General features: G+C 55.0%; 14 protein-coding genes and 2 pseudogenes. All 16 read left to right on the plus strand.

All coding sequences use genetic code 11. The features are described from left to right. Position 1: 1 nt before the first annotated feature. Positions 2-700: a metallophosphoesterase gene (locus tag JQ586_RS32230; protein WP_212398667.1), complete on the plus strand. Its 699-nt coding sequence runs from the start codon at positions 2-4 to the stop codon at positions 698-700. Further along, complete coding sequence (locus tag JQ586_RS32235; protein ID WP_212398668.1) at positions 690-1,745, plus strand: ATP-grasp domain-containing protein; 1,056 nt, start codon at positions 690-692, stop codon at positions 1,743-1,745. Before JQ586_RS32230 ends, JQ586_RS32235 begins: the two co-directional genes overlap by 11 nt. Positions 1,746-1,865: 120 nt before the next feature. Next, a complete protein-coding gene (locus JQ586_RS32240; RefSeq protein ID WP_212398669.1) occupies positions 1,866-2,933 on the plus strand; it encodes a bifunctional 2-polyprenyl-6-hydroxyphenol methylase/3-demethylubiquinol 3-O-methyltransferase UbiG in 1,068 nt (355 codons plus the stop codon). Between the two features lie 141 nt (positions 2,934-3,074). Further along, a complete protein-coding gene (locus JQ586_RS32245) occupies positions 3,075-4,211 on the plus strand; it encodes a DegT/DnrJ/EryC1/StrS aminotransferase family protein (protein ID WP_212398670.1) in 1,137 nt (378 codons plus the stop codon). Positions 4,212-4,461: 250 nt separating this feature from the next. Then, positions 4,462-5,790 (plus strand): hypothetical protein, encoded by a 1,329-nt coding sequence (locus JQ586_RS32250; RefSeq protein WP_212398671.1) that lies wholly within the window; start codon positions 4,462-4,464, stop codon positions 5,788-5,790. Between the two features lie 438 nt (positions 5,791-6,228). Further along, positions 6,229-7,383, plus strand: a complete 1,155-nt coding sequence (locus JQ586_RS32255; protein ID WP_212398672.1) for a glycosyltransferase — start codon at positions 6,229-6,231, stop codon at positions 7,381-7,383. Between the two features lie 809 nt (positions 7,384-8,192). Beyond that, positions 8,193-8,912 (plus strand): glycosyltransferase, encoded by a 720-nt coding sequence (locus JQ586_RS32260; protein WP_212398673.1) that lies wholly within the window; start codon positions 8,193-8,195, stop codon positions 8,910-8,912. A gap of 20 nt (positions 8,913-8,932) precedes the next feature. Next, the gene (locus JQ586_RS32265) at positions 8,933-10,471 is read left to right on the plus strand and encodes a glycosyltransferase family 4 protein (protein WP_212398674.1); all 1,539 of its coding nucleotides are present in this window, start codon (positions 8,933-8,935) and stop codon (positions 10,469-10,471) included. Positions 10,472-10,535: 64 nt separating this feature from the next. Further along, a complete protein-coding gene (locus tag JQ586_RS32270) occupies positions 10,536-11,666 on the plus strand; it encodes a glycosyltransferase family 4 protein (protein ID WP_212398675.1) in 1,131 nt (376 codons plus the stop codon). 15 nt (positions 11,667-11,681) lie between these two features. Beyond that, the gene (gene asnB / locus JQ586_RS32275) at positions 11,682-13,544 is read left to right on the plus strand and encodes an asparagine synthase (glutamine-hydrolyzing) (RefSeq protein ID WP_212398676.1); all 1,863 of its coding nucleotides are present in this window, start codon (positions 11,682-11,684) and stop codon (positions 13,542-13,544) included. 185 nt (positions 13,545-13,729) lie between these two features. Further along, the gene (locus JQ586_RS32280) at positions 13,730-14,689 is read left to right on the plus strand and encodes a bifunctional 2-polyprenyl-6-hydroxyphenol methylase/3-demethylubiquinol 3-O-methyltransferase UbiG (protein WP_212398677.1); all 960 of its coding nucleotides are present in this window, start codon (positions 13,730-13,732) and stop codon (positions 14,687-14,689) included. A 7-nt stretch (positions 14,690-14,696) separates the two neighbouring features. Then, positions 14,697-15,587, plus strand: a complete 891-nt coding sequence (locus JQ586_RS32285; protein ID WP_212398678.1) for an NAD(P)-dependent oxidoreductase — start codon at positions 14,697-14,699, stop codon at positions 15,585-15,587. Between the two features lie 13 nt (positions 15,588-15,600). Next, positions 15,601-16,644, plus strand: a complete 1,044-nt coding sequence (gene wecB / locus JQ586_RS32290) for a non-hydrolyzing UDP-N-acetylglucosamine 2-epimerase (RefSeq protein WP_212398679.1) — start codon at positions 15,601-15,603, stop codon at positions 16,642-16,644. Positions 16,645-16,778: 134 nt separating this feature from the next. Continuing rightward, on the plus strand, positions 16,779-18,134 hold the full coding sequence (locus tag JQ586_RS32295; protein WP_212398680.1) for a nucleotide sugar dehydrogenase: 1,356 nt from the start codon (positions 16,779-16,781) through the stop codon (positions 18,132-18,134). A 166-nt stretch (positions 18,135-18,300) separates the two neighbouring features. Next, positions 18,301-18,583: pseudogene (locus tag JQ586_RS41225) on the plus strand (DegT/DnrJ/EryC1/StrS family aminotransferase); the annotation flags it as partial. 235 nt (positions 18,584-18,818) lie between these two features. Continuing rightward, positions 18,819-19,046: pseudogene (locus JQ586_RS32305) on the plus strand (IS5/IS1182 family transposase); the annotation flags it as partial.

A 19,046-nucleotide genomic window follows, 5' to 3' on the forward strand; every position in this document is an offset into this window, starting at 1 on the left:
CATGCGACTCGGCATTCTGTCGGACGCCCATGGCAACGTCGAAGCGTTTCAACTTGCACTTGGCATTTTAGCGCAGGCGGGCGCTGAGTTGATCTACTTTCTAGGGGATTCTGTTGGCTACATTCCCGACAAACGTGTGGTCAGCTTGCTTGAGGGGAGCAACATACGCGCGCTCAAGGGCAACCACGATGACATGCTTGTCCAGCAAAGAGCCACCGCCGAAGAAGACGCCGTTTACCGTCACCGTGAAACATTCGCCGCACTCACCAATGTTGAGCGCGACTTTCTTATGGCGCTGCCTTCGCAGCTGGAGGTTCGCGAGCAAGGTGCGGATTTCCTGTTTGTTCACGGCAGTCCAGCCGATCCACTGACCGGCTACGTCTACCCTGACAGCAGTTTGTCGGATTTTTCCGGAGTGACCGCGGATGTGGTCTTCATGGGGCATACCCACCGCCCGTTTGTGCGTCGGCACGATGGCAAGCTGTTCGTCAACGTCGGCAGTTGTGGTCTTCCGCGAGGCGACGATCTCAGGGGATCGGCCTGCATATTCGACGTAAAAGACTGCGACGCAAAAATTCTGCGATTCGACATTTCCAGATCCTGCAAATGTGTACTTTCACGTTATTCACTTTCGCCGTCAGTGACGTCGCTTCTGAGCCGCTGTGCGACATATCGAGTAGGTAACGATCTTGAAGGGTAAACGCACAAGGGTCCTACTTACGGGAATCGGCGGTGGTGGACACGGCGAGCAGATACTCAAGGCGCTTCGTCTCGGCGAACTTGAGTATGAAATCGTCGGGACCGATATCAGCGACGCTTGCGCAAACCGGAGTCTTGTCGACAAGTTTGTCAAATTGCCGCGCGCGAGCGATCCGAGATATCTTGACGAGCTTCGCTCGTTGGGTCGATCCGAGAAGTGCATTGCCATTTTTCACGGATCCGAGCCCGAAATGACGGTATTGAGCAGGTCGAAATCGATTCTCGAGGCTGATGGTTTTTACATTCCGGTGAATCCATCTTCCGTTTTGGATGTTTGTCAGGACAAGGTGAGAACGATGGGGTATCTATCCTCTCATGGTTTTCGCACGCCGCAATTTGCCGAAGTGCGGGACCTGGCCGACCTCGAGGCCTGGAAACTTCTGCCGGCGATCCTGAAGCCCTCAGTTGGGGGTGGCGGATCTGCGAATGTCTTCATCGTTCAGTCGAGGGACGAACTCCTCACCTTCTCGCGATATCTGCTCGGTATGTGCGAGTGCTTTATTGCGCAGGAATATATCGGGAGCCCCGACGAGGAATATACAGTTGGCGTGTTATTCGGGAAGGACGGTGCGCTGATCAATTCGATCGCGGTCAAGCGCGTCATTAACAACGCTTTGACGATTCGCACACAGGTGCCGAACAGGACCAATCGCTTGGAATTTGGTCCGCGCCTTGTCATCTCTACGGGTATATCTCAGGGGCATGTTGCGGACTGGTCTTTGGTCAGGATCGCTTGCGAAGAGATGGCTGCGTCATTGTCGCCGACCGCGCCAATGAACTTACAATGTCGGGTAGTCGACGGCGTTGTCGTTCCGTTTGAAATCAACCCTCGCTTCTCGGGAACGACGTCGCTCAGGGCGATGGCCGGCTACAACGAGCCCGATATTCTCATCCGCCGAGATGTGTTGGGAGAGAAGGTGCCACCTCATTTTTCCTACAAGGAAATGATGATCTTGCGTGGGCTCAGAGAGCATTCTCTCAGCTAGTCAACTCGCCTTTTGATTTTCTAGGAGGCTAATCCTATGTCAGTTTACTGCCCCGTTTGCAAATCCGACCAACTGCAAAAGGTATATCCATCGTTCTCAGGCACGTGCGTTACTTCCGACATGATGGTACTTCCCGGTGCGTCGCTGGATAACCGGCTCTGCACAGCGTGCGGGCTCATTTTCAATGCTGGTGGCACGCGCGGGTGGAGCGAGTCCTTTTACAAAGACAGCTACAGTTTGATGATGAAGACGGCGGACGCGGCCATTCAGAGCTTTTCTGGTCCCGCTCCGATTTCTCAGGCCGAACGCACTCACCAGATTTTGAGAGAAATGATCGAGTTGCCTGGGCGCGGAGCGATTTTGGAAATCGGTGCCGGGAAAGGCGACTTTCTGGGGTACTTCCTTCAACAGTCGGGTGATTGGCGTGCGGCGGCGTTCGAGCCGAGTGCGGCATTCGCCGTCTTGAAAGAGAGGTTTCCTGAAGCCTCAATCCAGCGCTGCGATTACAAAGATTTCGACGCCGGCCCAGCGAAATTTGATCTCTTAGTGGCTCTCGGCGTCCTTGAACACGTCGAAGATCCGTTCGACATGCTGAGATGGGCACACCGGCATCTCGGCGACAACGGTCTGTTCTACATTCGTGTGCCTAACTTTGCTAAAAATCCGAACGATCTTTTCTGTGCCGACCACCTTTCAAAGCTGACCATACATAGTCTGACTGCATTGGCTCGTGCAGCCGGATTCGATGTCGTCGCGTCGAAGGAAGCGGGCGTTCCGATTTTCGTCTTGCTCCGAAAGAATGATCGTCCAGAACTACTCACAAATGTGGTAGCGGACAACCGCATCATTCTCGATAAAAACGTTGTTGTCGCAAAAAATGCGATGGATGCGATCTTCCGATCCCACGAGGCGGCAAAGGCAGGTGGCGGGCCCTTTGCTATCTTTGGACTGGGATCTTCGGGTTTGTTCGCTCCCTTCTACTTTGGCTTCGACGCGGCGGAGGTCGCTGCGTACCTTGACGAAAACCGCTCGACATGGGGAAGCGATATTCATGGCCGGATTGTGGGGGGGCTGGACAAGATTAAGGAGCTGGGAATCCGCCATGTAGCGCTTGCCATCAGTCCGGTTTATTTCGAGCAGGTTAAGGCAAAGCTAACCCCCTACGAGGTTCAGGTCTATTCGGCTTGATGACGTATCGCCACAGCTGCAAGCAATGCCCGCCCATTGTTCCAAAGTCCGTATCGATGCGTCGAAGGTGCGGCTCCGAGATTGTATGCCGGAGCACTTGTCGCCATAAAGAGTAGCAATGTCGTCAAAAGAGCAGCAGTCATGATGAAGATCACTGAACCCAGTTTTGATGAGAGCGAGATCGCCAGTTTGCGCGATTGCTTGAACTCGAAATGGGTGACGCAAGGTCCTATGACGGACCGGTTCGAGAAGCTTATTTCGGTCCGGCATGAGATCAAGCATGTGATGGCTTGCACATCGTGCACCGCGGCACTTCATCTGGCGACACTGGCTCTGCAACTCGGACCAGGGAGTGAAGTGATCGTTCCTGCCTTTACGTGGGTAACGAGCGCGCACAGTGCCGAATACGTCGGAGCAAAGCCTGTGTTCGTGGATATCGACCTGTCAACATATAATATTGACCCCGAAGCTTTGGAGGCGGCGATCACGCCGCGCACCAAAGCCATCGTTGCTGTCCACCTCTTTGGCCTTGCGGCCCCGATGGACGAAATCAACACTATCGCAAGGTCTCGCGGCATTGCCGTTATTGAGGACGCGGCCTGCGCGATCGGCACGACTTATCGCGGCAAGCCGGTGGGCGGCCTTGGCGATATCGGCTGCTTTTCGTTTCATCCGCGCAAGGTTGTTACGACGGGAGAGGGAGGAGCTGTCACGACGAACCGGGATGATTTCGCGGCGCGCGTCCGCTCGCAACGGAACCATGGTTCTAGCGGGGTGCCCGATCAATCGATGGAACCTCACGGCCCATGGACGATGGCGACCTTTGACAATCTCGGGTTCAATTTGCGCCTTTCGGACATTCAGGCGGCGGTTGGTGTCGCCCAGATGGCCAAGCTGGATCGACTGCTCGCCGAGCGCCGCCGCCTCGGGCGAACGTATTCCGAGTTGCTGGCTGGGAACAATTCCATCGCGCGACCACTGGGTGGGGACCTGGAAGGGCACACTTACCAATCCTACGTGATCCGTCTGCTTCAAGGCGATCGCGGGCAACGCAACGCCCTGATGAACGCGCTCGCCGACGCCGGAATTCAGACGCGGCCCGGTACGCATGCGGTACACCGGCTAGGTTACTACATGCGCAAGTACGGACTGCGGCCTGAGGAATTTCCTAAAGCGGCTATCGCCGAAGACACGACGATTGCGCTGCCAATTTTTCCGAACATGACTGACGAGGATCAGTGCCGGGTGGTTGACATCATCAGGCGAGCCTGCGCGTGAAAGCAGTCGGAAGACCGTTGCCTTTTCTTCTATACCTCGTCGACGGCCAAATCTTCGTTCGCAAATAGCCCCATCTGACCCAGAGATGCAGAGAGAAGCTCACTCAAGACGGCTATCATCGCGATCGCGAATTTTTCTGCGGCGGGCCTCGAACTTTCCTAATGTTTCGAGATTCGCCAGAAGAAGCCGTAAATTTCGGGCCGCGCTTCGTGTGCTCTCTCCAAGTTCGCCATCCAATCTCCTGGCTAAGGTGCTCCTGAAGAAAGTTAACCGGTTCGTCAAAAAGCGTGATTACGCGCTGCTGGCTTCCTTGCTGGATGGTCTTCGAGAATTTCTCGATCCTGATCAGTCGCCCGAGGCACAGAAGTTTTGGACTGCTTTTATAGCTGACTGCCAGATAGTCGCTGAGGATCGACTGCGGCGCGGCCGGATCAATTCGCTTTGGGGAGTGACGCCGATCGCAAACTTGTCCGCGCAAGTAGCTGCCGACCGAGCGCTGAACGTGAACGCGAAGACGCTCGTGTTTAACACCTACTATACAACTTCGGATTTTGATTTTGTATTTACTGAGATTCAAGATCGCGTCATAGCCGAGCGAGGCCAAGATCTCTATTTATTCCGGTGGCTGGTTCTGATGTGGGCTCTCGCCAGTTTCGATATTTTTCACCTGTTTAACGATCGCGGTATCGTTGAGCCCGCCGGCGGCTATGGCAGCTCCCGTTTTGGAATTGCGGTGCGCGAGATGGAAATCTATCGTTGCGCGGGGAAGCGTCTCTATACCTATGCATACGGTGCCGATCACAGAATGAGGAACAAGACCCTCGCCCTCGGGAAGTGGAGCTTCTGTTCTGAATGCCCTGCTCCGGGCTCCTATTGTGTCTGCGACGATCACGGGGGGGGCAAGATGCTTGAAGTGATCCGAAAGTACTCGACGGCGGTGGTTGCGCATGGGCTCGCCATAAAAATGATTCCAGGTGCTCGAAATGTGCCGTATCTGACGGTTGACGTTGGTAAGTTGCATCCTCGACCGCCTGTGAGGCATAGCCGTGACAAATTCGTTGTCGGTCATTTTCCGAACCATCCGTATTTCAAAGGGACGAGTTATCTCGAGAATGCGATTCGCAATCTGCAGGCCGAGGGTCGTCCAATCGAGCTCTCGCTGCTTAGCGGGAAGCCAAACGATGAGATCCTGGCGGCAATGCGGGAAGTTGACGTTCTTGTAGACCAGCTTGTAAGTGGATCATTCGGGCTAACAGCAGTCGAAGCAATGGGAATGGGATGCCCCGTTATCTGCTATCTGCATGCAGGAGTGGACGTCGCGGATCTCGAAGCCTGTCCGATCATCCCCGCCAATCCAGATACGATTGAGAATGTTCTGCGAAGTCTCATGTCGGACTTTACGCGGCTCTCGGCAGCCGGAGCAGCGGGGCCAGGTTACGTCAGGAAGAACTACTCGATCGAAGCGCTCGCAAAGCATCTCTCGGCTCTGTACATAGAGACTGCGGCTTTGCCTTGGTACGTAAGAGCCAAGATGGGCGAGACAGCGAAATCTCTGGATCCCGGGGCCTATCAAAGTTAGAAAATCTTAAATCCATAGTAAGGAACGAAGAGCTTGCTAAATGCTTTAGCGACGGCAGTTAGCCGCTATCCGCGAATAAGGAATCGGCTGCGCCCCATTTGGAGATTCGTCAACTCCAGAATCCTGAACCCCGGAACAATGGTCCTTCGAAACCTCGAATTGAGGCGTCGGCGCTTGCAATCAACACGGGCAGCCGCGAGGCATCATTTCCGTATCGGCACAATCGCCTCCGGATTTGCTGGGCGCGTCGTTCGGGCAGTACGCTCTAGATATATACGCCGCCGAACAGCGTTTTCTCAAAACATTGAATTGGTCCGTCGGCGCTTGCCGCTGCTGAGGGCGGCCTCAAGACTAGGTCCTTTTTCCCGTGTCGGCAGGAATGCCAGCGGGTCTGAAGTTGTTATGCTCGTGGTATCCGACTTGAGGATTGATCCTCGCGTGGAACGCGAGGCTCGCGCGCTTGCTGAGGCTGGGTATTGTGTCACGGTCATTTGCCCAGAACCATATGATGGTGCCGGCGAGAGCTTCAAAATTGACTGGGGACCGTCGGTAACCATCAAATGGCTGAGCTGGACCGCCGCTTCCTACGTCAGCGAGCATCCCGGTTACATGGGCAACCAGCTCTATGCTGCCGCGGTCACCACGAAGCCGTTTGCGTTTCACGCTCACGATCTCAATACAGCTTACGTCGCGCTTGCCGCGGCCAATGTCACTGAAGCTCATTTGATTGTAGATTTTCATGAATGGTTCTCAGAAAACGTTCATTGGGACTTAAAGCGCAAGGAGTATGTGCCGTACCCGGATGACTGGAAAACGCGGCTGAAAAAGCTCGAAGCGCGCTGCTTGCGAGAGGCATCCGCCACGATCACCGTCTGTGATTCGATCGCGGACACGATGGTCGCAGAACTGGGCGGCAAGCGTCCACTGGTGGTGCGGAACATCCCTAATATCCTCCGCAACCCGACGAAGGATTATCCTCCACTCAAGGAACAATTGAAAATCGATCCGTCAACCTTCGTGCTGCTCTGGCAGGGCGGCACAGGACCGACCCGATTGATCGAGCCAATTATTGAATCGCTTGCCCACGCACCGGGATGCGTCTTCGTCATTCGAGGTCCCTCTCTGGATCTGTTTGGGCCTGGCTATCTGGAGCTGGCACGCAACATAGGTGTAGAGAACAGAATCATCCTCGCTCCACCGGTTCCATCGAAAGACGTCGTTGCGGCCGCCCGAGGTGCAGATGCCGGCATCTGGACGTTGCCGGCACTGTGCCGAAACTTCACTTTTGCCCTGCCTAACAAGATTTTTGAATATCTGGCGGCGGATCTTCCGGTTCTGGTTGCTGATTATGCAGAGGCGAAGAGTCTTGTGCTCGAGAATCGCGTAGGACTGACCTTTGATCCATATGATCCGCTATCAATAGCGGATTCGATAAAGCAATTGATGCAGGATCAGAAAATGCGAGCAACGTTCAGCGCGAATACGAAAGAGGCCCTCGCCAGGCTGGACGCAAAGTCGGAATGGAAAAAACTCGTTTCATTGTACCAGAGCCTGCCTGTGGGCAGTCCCGCGAAGTTCGAGTTATTGCAATGAAGAGCCCAGGGCGCCTCGCCGCGCGAGCTTTGCTCCCCAAAAGCGTCCGAATATGGATGCTTTCAATCTGGGTGATAACGAAGTCACCGGATCGAAAGGCGATAATTCTTTACAAGCTGAGATCGGCTGCGCGAGTTGTGCTCGCCAAAAGTGTCCGAATACGGATGCTCTCAATCTGGGCGATCATGTGGTCACCAGATCGAAAGGCGATATTTCTTTACAAGCTAAGAGCCAGGCTTGCTGTCGCCTTTAATGGTCTTTCGAACATAGCTCTGAAACTGGCAATCTCGCTGGGCCCCAAATTCAGTGCAGCGCGCCTCAGATTCGGGCGGCCTCGCACCTTGTGGGGGGTAACGCCGATCTTAACGCTGCCGCTGAAGGCCAAGGCGGATCGAGAGCTCGGCTTTCGGTCAGAGTCTCTTGTGTACGTTACCTATTTCATAACTTCTCGGTTCGATGTTATTCTCACACGGCCCTACGCTTTAGCAATCAGGTATGGTCAAAGCCTCGCGTTCCAGCGGTTGGTCCTGACGTGGGCCTTGCTTCGATACGACGTGTTTCACTTCTTTGCCGATCGCGGATTGATAGATTCATCTGCTCGACTGCAACACAACTTTGAAGAGCTTGCTGCTCTGCGAAAGGCCGGGAAACGGGTCTATATTTATGCATATGGGGCTGACGTTCGGACTAGGCAGGTTACTCTGGCACTCGGTAGATGGAACGCCTGTGTCGAGTGTCTGGAACCACCAAAGTATTGCACGTGCCACGACGCGGAGGCGCAGACTTACATTTCCCAACTAGCCAAGAGTGTGACCGCGCTGATCACGCTTGCCGATATGCTGCCCTATATGCCCATGGCAAAGTATATCAACTACTGGCCGCTGGATTTAGACCGGATCGGCAGAGCTTCCCCGCGTGGGACGTCTGGTCCGCTTCGGATCGCTCACGCCCCGAACCACTCGCATCTCAAAGGGTCCAAGTATTTCGAGCAAACGCTGGAAAAACTGAAGGCGCAGGGGTACCAAATCGAATATTGCAAGATACAAGGCGTTCCCAATGGGCAGGTTCTTGCAATGTTTGCGGACTCCGACGTGGTCGTGGACCAATTTGTAGCGGGCGCATACGGCTATACCGCCTTGGAAGGTATGGCACTGGGTAAACCGGTAATCAGCTTCGTGAGAAGTGCGGATATGGTTGAGGCGCCGAATGAATGCCCGATCATCAACGCGACCCCGGACGATATCGAGCAAGTCTTGCTGTGGCTCATCCATAATCGGGATCATCTTCCTGATATCGGCGAACAAGGCCTGCGCTACGTCCAGCGCTGGCATTGCGTATCGGCAGTTGCCGCACGTCTTGGACGACTATATCAAGAGACCGCGAATTTTCCACCACGCATCCTCAGACGTATCGAGGAGATGCAGAAGCGCGAGGATGCTCGACGAAATGCCATCTCGGTTGTCGCCGGTTGGCAGCATCCTTTCCAAGTTGGAAAGCAGCTTGATAGCAGCCTGGCGTCGTCTGGCTAATGAATGAGCTGAATAAGAGGATGTCGTTGATTGCTTCTTCGCGCGATTGTGGCGCGTCTGTTTTTTCAGAGCAGGCAGAAGGCCTGGATTGGTACCGCGGTTGGCGGGAACGGCACGGTCGAGCCTTGCGGGTGCTCCATCTAGGCAATATCGCGAACAATGCATTCAACAACGCACGGATCCAACGTCAGCAGGGCATAGAAGCTTATGTCATCGCTTATGAAAATTATCACATCATGTCGTGCCCGGAATGGGAAGAGGCAACCTTTGAGGGTGATCTTGGCAATCCATTCTTTCCCGATTGGAGCAAGGTCGATTTGGGCAGTTATCAGAGGCCGGATTGGTTCGCTTCCGGTCCGCTCGAGTTGTGCTGTTCGATGATAGCAGCACAGATTACCAATCAAATTGAGCAGGCTGGAAAAATTCGCCGCACTCTAGAGCAAAAGCGCAAGCTCGCATCTTCACGTAGCCTACGGTCACAGGTCATGAGCGCGGGGGGAAAAGTGAAACGCGCAATCCGCAGAGTCTTATCAAGCTCAGTCGCCGATCATGCGAGGCTGGCCGCGATTTGCAAGGTGGGGAACGGCGGCTGCTCTCCGCTAAAGCGGCGCGATTTCGCAGCGTATCGCTCGCGCTTGGCCCCACTAGCGAAACTGTTTGATCATTTTGATGTCATACAGGCATACTCAATCGACGGCGCCTGGCCGCTGCTGGCTCGCCGCCCCTATATTGCGTACGAGCACGGAACGTTGAGGGCAATCCCTTTCCAGAATAACAGGATCGGCCGGCTTGCGTCGACCGTATTCCTCGGTGCGAACCACGTCTTCGTCACGAACATCGATTGCATCGCTGCCGCGCGGCGCCTTGGCATATCGGGGGACCGGGTCACGCCACTTCCGCACGCGTTCGATGATAAAAAGCTCGTCGCGTTCAAGAAACAAAACGGCGAAATAAAGCCGCCCGCCGATCGCGTCTTGTTCTTTCACCCCGCAAGACACGACTGGCGCGATGCTGACCCCAGCTTGGTGAAGGGCAATGACCGGCTGATCAGAGCATTTGCATCCGTCAGCCGAGAACATCCGCGGTCGCGACTTGCGATGATCGCCTGGGGCCGCGATCTCGATACCTCTCGCGAACTCGTTCGCAGTTTTGGTATAGACGACAAGGTGCAGTGGCTAGCTCCGATGCGCAAGCCTGAGCTCTGGAGGAAATATCTTAGCAGTCACGCGGTGCTGGATCAGTTCGTTCTACCATGCTTCGGGGGCATCACCTTTGAAGCCTTAGCGCTTGGAAGACGGGTTATTACCAATGTCGACTTCACCGCAGCCGAGAAGTTTTTTTCTAAGGCTCCCCCGATCATGTCGGCTTCCACCGAACGCGAGATAGCCGAGGCGCTTTGTCAAGTAATAGCGGATCAAGTTGATCGACGCGGAGTAGGCGAGACGGGTAGCGCCTGGATACAGCGCTATCACTCAGCCGAAAGAATAGTTGAGCTGCAATTGCAGGCCTATCAGCAACACATCGAGCCAATCGATCGATTCCTCACTGCAACATTGTGATGAATTTCGGGGCCGAACAGGCTCGCGCGAGTCACTCCACGACAATCTGATCCCAACCAGCTTCATGATCAAAATCCTTCACGGCCCCTTCAACATCGGTAATCAGCCATGGTCGCTTTCGCGCGCTGAGCGCCGACGCGGAAACAAGAGTGACCTTGTGGTACGAAGCGGCACCTGGTTTCAGTATCCTGCCGACAGGATTCTATACGACGACAAGGCGACGAGCCTTCAGAAAGCGTTTCTCAGCGCTCGGTTCGGTATGTCAGCGTTGCTACGTTACGATGTGTTGCACTACTACTTCGGCGTCACGTTCCTCTACCCGGGTCTTTCGCCTCCAGACACGACGAGCCGTACGGGGCGAATCCTTAATCGCCTTTCGACGGTCGACCTTGAGCTGGCGAAGTATCTAGGCAAGAAGAAGTTCATGACGCTGCAGGGTTGCGACGCGCGACTGGCGGGAGAAGGAAACCGGCGCAATGCGTGGACGATGTGTGGCAGTGGTCGTTGCTCCGCCTATGAGAATTGCGTCGGCGCGTTGGACGCGAGACGTCAATACTTGATTGACCGCGTTTTGCCGTTGTTCGATCGCGTGTTCTATCTCAATCCTGAGTTGGGGCACGTTGTTCCGGGCGGGCAATTTCTACCTTACGCTAACGTCGAGATCGAAAAGTTCACGCCGGAATATCCGTCTTCGCAAGGCAAGCCAAGGATTGTCCATGCGCCTAGTGATGCGAGCATTAAGGGCACCAAGCTTATCCTGGAGGCTCTTGAGCTTCTCAAATCGCGATTCGATTTCGAGTTGATTTTGGTTGAGAAAAAGACGCACGAAGAGGCACTTGCCATCTATCAATCGGCGGATCTTGCCATTGACCAGGTACTTGCGGGTTGGTACGGCGGCTTTGCTGTCGAAATGATGGCGATGGGAAAGCCGGTAGCATGTTATATCCGAGAGGGCGATTTGAAGTTTGTACCAGAAGCTATGAGGAATGATCTCGCCGTTTTGAACGTCAATCCCGGTCGGCTTGCGCACGACCTTTCTGCGATTCTTGAGCGCCGTGCCGAATGGAAGGAGCTTGGAAGACAGTCGCGACGCTATGTCGAACGGTGGCACAATCCCGATGTTATAGCTGAAGCGATGATTGCAGCCTATCGCAGTCCGGATAGCACGTTCGTGCTTTCCCCCGCAGGCAACTGATCCGGTGGACGTCAGATGTGTGGCATCTCAGGCATTTTGCACTATGGGGAGTGTCCCGATGCGGAGAAACGCGTTCATCGGATGGCCTTGAGCATCGCCCATCGCGGTCCGGATGATAGCGGGTATTACATTTCATCCGACATTGCTTTGGGCTTTCGTCGCCTTTCCATCGTCGATCTTGCGATGGGTACTCAGCCAATGCGCAACGAGGATGCAAGTGTCTGGGTGGTATTCAATGGCGAGATCTACAATCATCGTGAGCTACGAAGGGAGCTTGAGGCAGCCGGCCACGTCTTCATGACAGATCACTCGGACACGGAAGTGCTGGTCCATGGCTGGGAGCAATGGAAAGATCGGCTGTTTGGCCGGCTCAATGGTATGTTCGCCTGTGCCATCTGGGACGAGAAGGAACGTGAGCTCGTCATCGCTCGCGACCGATATGGAATCAAGCCCGTCTACTTGACGCCGCTGCCCGGCGGGGGCGTTGTCTTCGGTTCCGAGGTGCGAGCGCTTCATTCCAGCGGATTGACGCGCAAGGCCTTTGATGCGTCTGCGACGCTCGAATATTTCACGCTGATGAACAACTGGAATGGACGCACACCATTCCGCAACGTGCGCCTCCTCAGGCCCGGTACATTCGAGCGCTTCAGAGAGAATGGCAGCTTTCGGAACACCTACTGGTCTGCGTCCTATAAACGCAGCTACTCGCGGAACCTGGAGAAAGCTTCCGGTGAGTTCGCCGAAATTCTTCAGGGGGCTCTGCGGCGGCAATTGGCCGCGGACGTTCCAGTCATGGCGTATTTGTCGGGTGGAATCGACAGCTCGGCGATCACTTCCGGGGCTCACAAGATCGATCCCGTCGTTCGCGCCTACTCCTGCATTTTCGATCTCGATAATGTTGGCGTGGACAGGTTCGTCGACGAGCGCGAGTTCTCCCGGGCGGTTGCAGAAAAGCTTAATATCGAGCGAGTTGAATTCATGGTGCCTCAGGATGCGCTGATCAACAACCTGGATGCCACGATTGCAGCGCTTGAATATCCGCGCATGGGAATGGCCTATGTGAACTACTTGATTGCGCGCCGCGTTGCCCGAGACGCCAAGGTTGTATTGTCGGGAACCGGCGGCGACGAGGTGACCGGCGGGTACGTCGGCAGATATGCAATCGTACCTCGGGTTGCTCCGGCCTCATTCATGCGACGCATGGTCAAGTGCCTTCGCTCGGCAAGGCAGGGCAGGCAAACTCCAAAAGACCCCTTCACCATATATAGGGCCAGTCTCAACGTTCCAATCGCGGCTGCGCTGATCCGGGATGCTTTTACGCCCGAATTCCTTCAAGCCGCTTCGGGCTTTGATGCGCTTGTCGCGATCGAAGAAGCGATAGCATCCGCTCCGTCGCGCGACCCCTGGGATGTCGTCATGCATGTTGATTTAACGACCTATCTCTCAGGGTTGCTGGTTCTGGAAGACAAATTGTCGATGGTGCACTCTTTGGAAGCCAGAGTGCCTCTTTTGGACAACGAGCTCGTCGACTATCTGCTCGATATTGACTGGTCGCTATTATCCGACGGTACAAGCGGGAAGATCCTGTTTAGGGAGGCCGTTCGGCCTCTTGTTCCCGAGGCGATCTATCAAAAGCCCAAGATGGGATTTGGCCCTCCAGACGCCTCTTGGTACAGGGGCACGCTTCGCCGCTGGATTGAGGAGCAGCTCTCCGAGTCTACAGTGCGGCGACGGGGCGTTCTGCAATACAGCTTCGTCCGCCGCATCTTGAACGAACACTTCGAGGAGAAGGCCAATCACGTTGCGCTGATATGGTGCTTGCTCAGTTTTGAGTCCTGGTGCAAGCAGCACGGCGCGTATGGTGGGGCGCTCCACTAATCCGCATTTCGGGGACTGCATTTATGCGAACGCTTAATTCTCTGCTCCGACCCGACGGAAGGCCGGTTCAACTTGAAGTTTTCTCACAGCAGCAAGATCATGTCATTGAGGGAATGCTCCGGACTCCTGACCCATCGCTGTGGTATCCGATCCTGAAAGGGGTTCCGTGCTTCCTGAGCGGACCGATGCAGCCCGACCTGACCGAGTTTTGCGCGCGGCACGGCCTGCAGAAGCCGGCGAACGCTCCAACGCGACCGGAGGCCAGGGAGCAGGCAAGGACCAACCAAACTTTCTCGGACAAGTGGCGTCGTTTCAAGCAGTACGGTCTTGAGCCAGAACACAAGGAATTCCTGTTCGGCTGGTATTGCAAGAAACTCGGAGTGCCGGATCTCGGCGCACTGAAGGACTTTTATCGTGCCAAGAAGCGGGTGCTGGAAGTAGGGCCAGGGTCGGGTTTCAATACGCGATTTATTGCAGAGAACTGCCCAGGCGAGGTGTTCGCATTGGATGTGTCGGATGCTGCGTTTACGACTTTTGAAAACACGAGCGATCTCCAGAACTGCTGCGTTGTTCAGGCCGATCTGATGGAAGCGCCCTTTCCGGACGATACATTCGACTTCATTATCGCCGATGGCGTCCTGCATCACACCCCCGACACTCGAGCGGCCGTCGAAGCCTTGTACGAGAAGGTCCGGCCTGGCGGCCAATTCTTCTTCTATGTCTACCGAAAGATGGGCGCGGTACGTGCATTTACAGACGATTATGTACGCCAAAAGTTCATGCCTCTTTCGGCCGAGGAGTGCTATGCGGCGTGCGAGGGAATTACTGAACTTGGGCGAGAGCTCTCTCGGCTGAACGCGACGATTAGGCTCGAGAAGCCAATTCCAGTGCTTGGAATTCCCGCCGGCATGCACAACGTGCAAAGATTGCTGTATTACAACTTCCTCAAGTGCTTCTGGAACGAGGCGTTCGACTACGAAACAAACAATATGGTCAATTTCGACTGGTATCATCCTCACAATGCATGGCAGCATACGGATGAGGAGGTTGAGGGGTGGCTGAACGATCTCGGCGTTAAGAACTACGTCTTCAATGATGCAAATCCGAACGGTATTTCCGTTCTTCTGACAAAGCCCACGGCTTGATATGAGCATGCGCGTACTACTTACTGGTTGCACCGGCTTCATCGGTTCTCGGCTCGGTCCGCGTCTGGTTGCGGCGGGACATGAATTGTTTTGCGTTTGCCGGCCCCTGACCTCGATCGGGTTCGGAAACAAGGTCATTTGGGATGGGGCAGCTCCCATCGAGCGTTCGGGATTTCCCCCATTCGTGGACGTGGTGATTCACCTTGCGCAGTCGCGCAGCTATCGCGCTTTTCCGGCAGATTCTCGCGAAATGTTCGCTGTCAATGTTGGTATGACAATGTGGCTGTTGGAATGGGCGGCGCGATCAGGGGTGAAGCAATTTTGTCTGGCGTCTTCCGGCGCAGTCTACCAACCGTTCTCGGGCCTATTGAAGGAGGATACGGCGGTGGCTCCGGCTGACTTTCTTGGAGCCAGCAAGCTTGCGTCGGAAGTTGTTGCCAAGCCGTTTTCCGGCCTCTTCGCGCTGAATGTTCTAAGATTGTTCTTTCCTTACGGTCCAGGCCAGCGCGATCGGCTTATTCCGGATCTGATCTGTCGGGTGCGCAATCGAGCGCCGGTTCAGGTGACGGCAAACGGCGAAGGAATTCGTCTGGTCCCGACATTCGTCGAAGACGTTGTCGACGTCATCCTTGCGAGCGTAACAAATTGTTGGAGCGCGACGCTGAATGTCGCTACACCAGAAACGGTTTCGATCCGACAGATCGCAAACACCATCGGCCTGCAGCTTGGCGTCGAGCCGAAGTTCGAACTGGTAAATAGACCTGCTGCGGACATCATTCCGAGTCTCGAGCGTCTTGCTGGGCATTTCGAACTCAACCGTTTCACTCGATTCGAGGAAGGATTGCGGAAAACTATATTCGATGCTGACCAAGCAGTAGGCGTGCCGACATGCTTATGATCGGATTGACGCAGTGACTAGGAAGATCCTTACAGTTGTGGGAGCGCGGCCGCAGTTTATCAAGGCGGCAGCCGTTAGCCGCGCCATCCGCGAGACCAAGGTGCTCTCCGAGGTGATGGTCCATACCGGCCAGCATTTTGATGCGAATATGTCGGATGTCTTCTTTGACGAATTGAGCATACCGAAGCCGCAATACCAGCTGGATGTAAGCGGTGGGGGCCATGGCGACATGACTGGACGAATGCTCATATCGATCGAACCAATCCTGGTTGCTGAGAAACCGGATTGGGTCATCGTTTATGGCGACACCAATTCGACACTTGCCGGATCGCTGGCTGCATCCAAGCTCCACATCCCGGTGGCGCACGTCGAGGCGGGCCTGCGTTCCTTCAATCGCCGGATGCCTGAGGAAATCAATCGACTCGTGACAGACCATCTGTCAGGACTGCATTTTTGTCCTACGAGAACCGCCGTTGCAAATCTCGCGGCCGAGGGCGTTGTCAAAGGCGTACATCATGTCGGCGACGTGATGTATGATGCAACCCTTTTCGCGATTGAGCGCTCGGAAGAGAGCTCGACAATACTTTCCGATTTGGGCCTCAGGTCGAAGCAGTATGGGTTGGCAACTGTTCATCGCGCGGAAAACACCGACGAACCCAACCAGCTTCGCGTCATTGTGGAGTTCTTGCAAGAATGCGCGCGTGTCCGCCCGCTGGTGCTGCCACTGCACCCGCGTACCCGACAGGCTGCATCCAGTATGCGATTAAGCCTGAATGGCATCCTGGTCATCGACCCCATCGGTTATTTCGACATGGCGAAGCTGCTGCATCACGCAGCCGAAATCTATACGGATTCTGGAGGTCTTCAGAAGGAAGCCTATTTTCATAGAGTTCATTGTACGACTCTACGTGACGAAACCGAGTGGACGGAGACGATCACCCATGGCTGGAACCGGCTTTGGAAGGGACCTGAGCGCCTCAACCGCGTCGATATTGATGAATACGGTGAAGGTAATGCTGCCCATAAGATCGTGAAGCTGCTCGATGCCAGCATGTGAAGCCTCAGTGCGCCAAGGCTGCGTTCGGTCCTTGTGGGTGTGAACGTTCGCGGCGCGCTGTCGATGATTTAAGCGTTGAACCTGCACAAGAGAACCCATAGACATTCTCCGTATCATTCAAGCAGAGAGCTAAGATGAATATCCCTCAAGCCGGGAACACGGTTGAAGTAATTCCTGTGTCAGAGACGAGTTCTGAATTGGTTACGAAATTCGAGCAGAGGACCGCCAAAATTGGCATAGTGGGCCTCGGCTATGTTGGCCTGCCCCTGATGCTTCGCTATTGCGAGGTCGGCTACAAGGTCATCGGCTTTGATATCGATAGGGCCAAAGTGGATGCGCTTCGCGCGGGCCATTCTTATATCGAGCACATCTCAGGCGCTAGCATAAAGGATGCGACAGCGCGCGGCTTCGACCCCACGACGGATTTCTCGCGGGCGGCAGAGGTGGACGCGCTTATTCTCTGCGTTCCGACTCCCCTCAACAAATATCGCGAGCCAGATCTTAGCTTTGTCCTGAACACGACAGATTCGCTGTTGCCGTATCTTCGTAAGGGAATGTTGCTGTCGCTGGAGAGCACGACCTATCCGGGCACCACCGAGGAAGAGCTGAAGCCGCGCATCGAAAAGTGCGGGCTCAAGGTCGGTCAAGATATTTTCCTGGTGTTTTCACCAGAACGAGAGGATCCCGGCAATCAGAGTTTTACGACGCGATCGATTCCAAAAGTTTGCGGCGGTTGCACGCCCGCCTGCCTGGAAGCCGGCATCGCCCTCTATCGGCAGGTTATCGACAAGGTCGTTCCGGTCAGCTCCACGCGCGCCGCCGAGCTGACGAAGCTGCTGGAGAACATCCATCGCTCGGTGAACATCGGCCTTGTCAACGAGATGAAGATGGTCGCGGACAAGATGGGAATCGACATCCATGAGGTGATCCGTGCGGCGGCGACGAAGCCGTTCGGCTTTGTGCCCTACTATCCGGGACCGGGAATTGGAGGACATTGCATTCCGATCGACCCGTTCTACCTGACCTGGAAAGCTCGCGAATACGGGATGCACACGCGCTTTATCGAGCTTGCCGGCGAAATCAACTCGTCGATGCCTGATTATGTGGTTTCAAAGATTTCGCTAGCCCTCAACCAGCGAAACAAATCCATCAATGGAAGTTCGGTACTGGTGCTTGGCATCGCCTACAAGAAAAATGTCGACGACGTTCGTGAGTCGCCATCGGTCCTGTTAATGGAAAGGCTCCGCGAGCTCGGTGCTAAGGTCGCTTACAGCGATCCCCACGTATCAGCATTCCCGAAAATGCGAGCGCATTCCTTCGAGCTATCTAGTATCGCATTGAGCCGAGACGCTCTTAAAACATTCGATTGCGTTCTGTTGGCGACCGATCACGACAAGTTCGATTATGATTTGATCCGCACAGAGGCGCCGCTTCTCGTCGACTGCCGCGGAAAATTCGCTGAACCGGCGAATAATATCGTCCGGGCCTGATAGCGTTCGCGACTGTAGGCAGGACGGTCGACTCCGGCGACCGAGTACGGCTTCATCCGGGATGTTGCTATTTGCCAACGGTTTTGCCGGGCGGCGTAGAAAAGCAGAAAGATGAAGGCGTGACCTTGCCTTAATCCCGAAAGCGTTTGCGTTCTGCTTTTAGAGGGCAACTCTTGTCTTTGTTGGCGTGGACGAACGCACATTCAATATTTTTCAATATTTGATGCCGCCTCGCTCGAAATGGGGATTACACTCGCCAAGAAGCGCGGCCCGCCTGACACCTGTGGATCTGTTTGGCCAGTCTGCCGACCACGATCTGCTAAGATAGCGCCGCCCAGAGCTTCGGCGCAACCTACAAAGGACACAGGTTGGGCGGAAGCTTCTTTCCTGCCAAGCCGTTCGGGTGTTTCGGCGATGCAGCAGCCCGCTTCACTGATGATGACGAGTTAAAACCTCAGTCTTCCGCGGCATTCGCGGCCGATGACTTTATACGCCCGCCGTTCGCTCATCCCGTGGGTCGTCCGTGAAGAATGCGGATTGACCTGAGAAATAAGCAGAATTGGTCTTGATGTAGTATTCGATTTTGCAGGAAAGCGGGGTGCTGGACCTGGCTTTCTTGCGTTTTAGGTTTCGCTTTTGGGCGATTCGTGATTCCCTGACGGCGTCGTCGACATTGGGGTTGCGATGAGCAAGCCGCGGGATGATCGCCAAAAAGACCTGTTGCTTCCGGCGCTTGATCAGATCATCGACATGGGTCATCCGCTGGTGCGGTTGGCAGCGCTGATCGACTGGAACATCCTGAATGAGCGCTTCAGTTCGGTGTGCCAAGCAGGGGCGGGACAGCCGGGCTTGCCGACGCGGCTAGTCGCCGGCCTGTTCATTTTGAAGCACATGCACAACCTGTCAGATGAG

This window comes from Bradyrhizobium jicamae (genome assembly GCF_018130215.1).
In the GTDB taxonomy this organism is placed as follows: domain Bacteria; phylum Pseudomonadota; class Alphaproteobacteria; order Rhizobiales; family Xanthobacteraceae; genus Bradyrhizobium; species Bradyrhizobium jicamae_A.

Bases quoted from the DNA above. Each gene is read 5' to 3' on its own strand.
- JQ586_RS32295 (WP_212398680.1), top strand. From the start codon at position 16,779: ATGAATATCCCTCAAGCCGGGAACACGGTTGAAGTAATTCCTGTGTCA.
- JQ586_RS32265 (WP_212398674.1), top strand. From the start codon at position 8,933: ATGTCGTTGATTGCTTCTTCGCGCGATTGTGGCGCGTCTGTTTTTTCA.
- JQ586_RS32270 (WP_212398675.1), top strand. From the start codon at position 10,536: ATGATCAAAATCCTTCACGGCCCCTTCAACATCGGTAATCAGCCATGG.
- JQ586_RS32285 (WP_212398678.1), top strand. From the start codon at position 14,697: ATGCGCGTACTACTTACTGGTTGCACCGGCTTCATCGGTTCTCGGCTC.
- JQ586_RS32245 (WP_212398670.1), top strand. From the start codon at position 3,075: ATGATGAAGATCACTGAACCCAGTTTTGATGAGAGCGAGATCGCCAGT.
- JQ586_RS32240 (WP_212398669.1), top strand. From the start codon at position 1,866: ATGATGGTACTTCCCGGTGCGTCGCTGGATAACCGGCTCTGCACAGCG.
- JQ586_RS32280 (WP_212398677.1), top strand. From the start codon at position 13,730: ATGCAGCCCGACCTGACCGAGTTTTGCGCGCGGCACGGCCTGCAGAAG.
- JQ586_RS32230 (WP_212398667.1), top strand. From the start codon at position 2: ATGCGACTCGGCATTCTGTCGGACGCCCATGGCAACGTCGAAGCGTTT.
- asnB (WP_212398676.1), top strand. From the start codon at position 11,682: ATGTGTGGCATCTCAGGCATTTTGCACTATGGGGAGTGTCCCGATGCG.